Annotated in this window: 6 protein-coding genes; all 6 read left to right on the forward strand. The window is 52.6% G+C overall.

Annotation, left to right across the window (positions count from 1 at the left end):
- Positions 1–187, forward strand: a 187-nt coding sequence (locus KJ971_08565) for a hypothetical protein (protein MBU1145883.1), incomplete at its 5' end; no start/stop codon positions are given.
- Positions 171–1,211 carry a hypothetical protein gene (locus KJ971_08570; protein ID MBU1145884.1) on the forward strand — a complete coding sequence of 347 codons (1,041 nt, stop codon included), beginning with the start codon at positions 171–173 and terminating at the stop codon, positions 1,209–1,211. The genes KJ971_08565 and KJ971_08570, both read left to right, overlap by 17 nt.
- Positions 1,212–1,292: 81 nt before the next feature.
- The gene (locus tag KJ971_08575; protein ID MBU1145885.1) at positions 1,293–1,634 is read left to right on the forward strand and encodes a hypothetical protein; all 342 of its coding nucleotides are present in this window, start codon (positions 1,293–1,295) and stop codon (positions 1,632–1,634) included.
- A gap of 93 nt (positions 1,635–1,727) precedes the next feature.
- Positions 1,728–1,925 carry a hypothetical protein gene (locus KJ971_08580; protein MBU1145886.1) on the forward strand — a complete coding sequence of 66 codons (198 nt, stop codon included), beginning with the start codon at positions 1,728–1,730 and terminating at the stop codon, positions 1,923–1,925.
- Positions 1,912–2,241 (forward strand): hypothetical protein, encoded by a 330-nt coding sequence (locus tag KJ971_08585; GenBank protein ID MBU1145887.1) that lies wholly within the window; start codon positions 1,912–1,914, stop codon positions 2,239–2,241. Before KJ971_08580 ends, KJ971_08585 begins: the two co-directional genes overlap by 14 nt.
- Positions 2,242–2,749: 508 nt before the next feature.
- On the forward strand, positions 2,750–3,030 hold a 281-nt coding region (locus tag KJ971_08590; GenBank protein ID MBU1145888.1), incomplete at its 3' end, for a hypothetical protein.

Here is a 3,030-nt window from a genome sequence, read left to right on the forward strand (position 1 = left end):
GACGGACATTAACAGGATAGAGCGCAAAGCTTACCGGGATATTGAGAAGGAAGCGAAGCCCCGCCCGGAAGAAGCTTTCAATCCACAGCCGACAGCCCAGCCCCGGCAGCCGATTGCCCTAATGCCGGGCATGGATATGGAACAATTTGAACCGGGCTATGGAGGTAATAATGGCAGAATGGGCTAGTATCACCGCCTATGTTGAGAAGCGGGAAGCAGAGACCGCCGCCCGACAAGCGGAAGTTGAGGCACACATTGATAGACTGTATGAAGCACAGCAGCCCGATAATCGCTTTATTGAGGCTATTATTGAGGATACAGAGCGGCGGGAGGCAATCTGGGCGGGCGACCCGGAAGAGGAGCATGAAGATAATTATATCGCTGCCAGTAATTACGATACAGCTCTCAATCGAGAGCTAGCTATATCAAGCCCAAGTAGACCAATAAGCGGAGGTGAAGGCATGAGCGACTATCCATTTGACCCGGTAACAGGAGCATTTACACTAAAGCCCGGCGGGCAAGGCGGCGAGCAGCTAGGCGGGGCAGTCTTAGCCCCCGGACAAGACATGGGCGTGGTTGACACCATGATAGCGGCTATTAGCGGAGACAAGGGAGGATTGCTTGGAACAGGACTAATGTCTCCATTGACGGAGGCTCAAAAAGCGCGACAAGCATTGCAGGTGGCGACCGGGAACATCCAGCCGCTAGCTATCCCTCAGGTGGGCGGGTGGACTTCACTTATCGGCCCTGCTTTGACCGGGATAGCCGCTCTAATCGCCGCAAGAACTAAAATGCCATGGGATACCCCGGAGGGCGAGGGCTTTATAGCTCCGTGGACTAACCAGCAGATTATACCGGGAACAGACCTAACAGGTCAGCAAAGTATAGTTGATGTTGGCGGCTATGGACTACAGCCCGGACTTGGCGGCGGCAACGGCGGCGGTGGCTTCGCTCCGGGCGGGGTAGCATACTCCTACACGAACGCCAGCAAAGACGGCAGATACCCGGCAACGGCTCAATATATCCGTATGGTGGACGGCAAGACGTACGTCAAGAGTATGAAGACCGGGGTTATTAAGCGGGTCAGGCGTCCTCACATGGTAGCAGTCCACAGCCGGATGCGGCTGGGTGATGTGGCTAAGGCACAGCGCAAGTTAGACTCACTATATAAGCAGATAGCCAAAAGGACACCGCTCAAGCGGGGCAAGTAGACAGCAGTCCGGGCGGTAGGCACAAAGCCTGTCGCCCGGGTCAGCTGAAAATTGGATTAAATAAGGACAGGAGGCAAGACGATGTTATTCAGCACTTATGAGGCGGCGGCAACACTTACAGCAGGAACGGACGCTTTCCGTAACGAACGGAAGCGAACAAGCGGACGGCTCAGGCAGATGACCGGGGTCGCAATTGTGGGCGGCAACGCTATCAACGAGGCGGCGGTTGATATCTACATAGAAGACTATTTCGTGGGTCAGTTCAGGAACTCAAAGTCAGGCGTATCGGCCATTGACGCTCAGGCGGACATTAAGTGGGTAGGTAAGAAAGCAATACCGCCCGGCTCTCAGGTAGCCGCAATTATCGCCACCGCGCCGACAGTCAGCCCTCTCTTGATCGAAATCCACGGCAAGGAATACTAAATGCCTGGTAAGGCTCTTAATTCTCAAGTTGTAGTAGGGGCAACCAGAACAAAAGTTCTGGATGAGAACCCTAACAGGACGTGGGCATGCTTCGTGAACGATAGTAACGAAGATATTAGCCTATTGATGAGTGACAACGGCGTGGACGGCGGCGGCATCGTACTGAAAGCGAACGGCGGGCTTTATGAAATCAACATGTGGAACTTTTGGGACGGCTATGTCTACGCAATATGCGCCTCCGGGGCCAAGACTCTATCTTTCGTTGAGGTAACAAACTATGCCCGGTTTTAATCCCGGAGCGGCAATCCCGACTGGTTTAATCTGTATGTGGCATGGATTATTGGCCAACATACCGGGCGGCTGGGCATTATGTGATGGCACAGGCGGCACACCAAATTTATTAGCCCGCTTTGTTCAAGGCGTCGCCACGGATGCGACAAATCCCGGCGCCACCGGGGGGTCAACTGCTAAGACGGCGGCGGCATCAGCGACTGATACCCCCGAAGGAACAGAAGTAACTAATCAGGCATCAAACAAGACTCACACCCACGCAATAGCGGACATTAGACCTCTTTTCTATGATGTAGCTTTCATTATGAAAACATAGACGCTCTGTAATCGAAATCTAGGGGGGTAACATGACTAAACCGTACGATAGTATTACTTGCCCGGAGTGTGGCGGACGTATGTTATTGAGTGGATGGACACCACCGGAAGGGATTGACTCGACATTAAGAGAATACGTGTGTCAATTATCACACAACGGACACACACTTTGTGGATTAAGATTATACTGCACTTCCAAGCCGGAGTCGGCAAAGACTCCGGCTCTCCTGTAAGCGGGGCAGGCGTAGCTGTATACAACATTCGCCAGTACCTTGAGCGTAGCTGTAACGAACGCAGACACACGGTAACAACTCACCCAAACAATAGACTACACCCGGTGTAAGAAGCGGAAATTCAGCATCTCAAACCCCCGTCCCAGTCCCCGGGGTTTAAGGGGGGTTCGTACTATCTCCTCGTTATGGTAAAGCACACAGTCATGAAGTCTCGTAAACGGCAAAATTTTTTGAATTTTACTTGACAGACGCCGGCGTTTCTGTCAAGGTAGGGGCATGAATTTCTTAAAACGAATTTTCACCCGGCGATATGTCAACATCGCAGACTTGGAAAGCTTGCTCGCCTCTGAAGACTCTTTCCGTCAAGGTCTGTCAACCTATCATGAGGACTTAAACAAGCTCTTGAGTGAAATGCGGACGGACATTAACAGGATAGAGCGCAAAGCTTACCGGGATATTGAGAAGGAAGCGAAGCCCCGCCCGGAAGAAGCTTTCAATCCACAGCCGACAGCCCAGCCCCGGCAGCCGATTGCCCTAATGCCGGGCATGGATATGGA

This window comes from Bacillota bacterium (assembly GCA_018818595.1).
Lineage (GTDB): Bacteria > Bacillota_I > Bacilli_A > Izemoplasmatales > Hujiaoplasmataceae > JAHIRM01.

Coding starts and splice junctions, on each gene's coding strand:
- KJ971_08570 (MBU1145884.1), top strand. CDS start 171: ATGGCAGAATGGGCTAGTATCACCGCCTATGTTGAGAAGCGGGAAGCA.
- KJ971_08575 (MBU1145885.1), top strand. CDS start 1,293: ATGTTATTCAGCACTTATGAGGCGGCGGCAACACTTACAGCAGGAACG.
- KJ971_08585 (MBU1145887.1), top strand. CDS start 1,912: ATGCCCGGTTTTAATCCCGGAGCGGCAATCCCGACTGGTTTAATCTGT.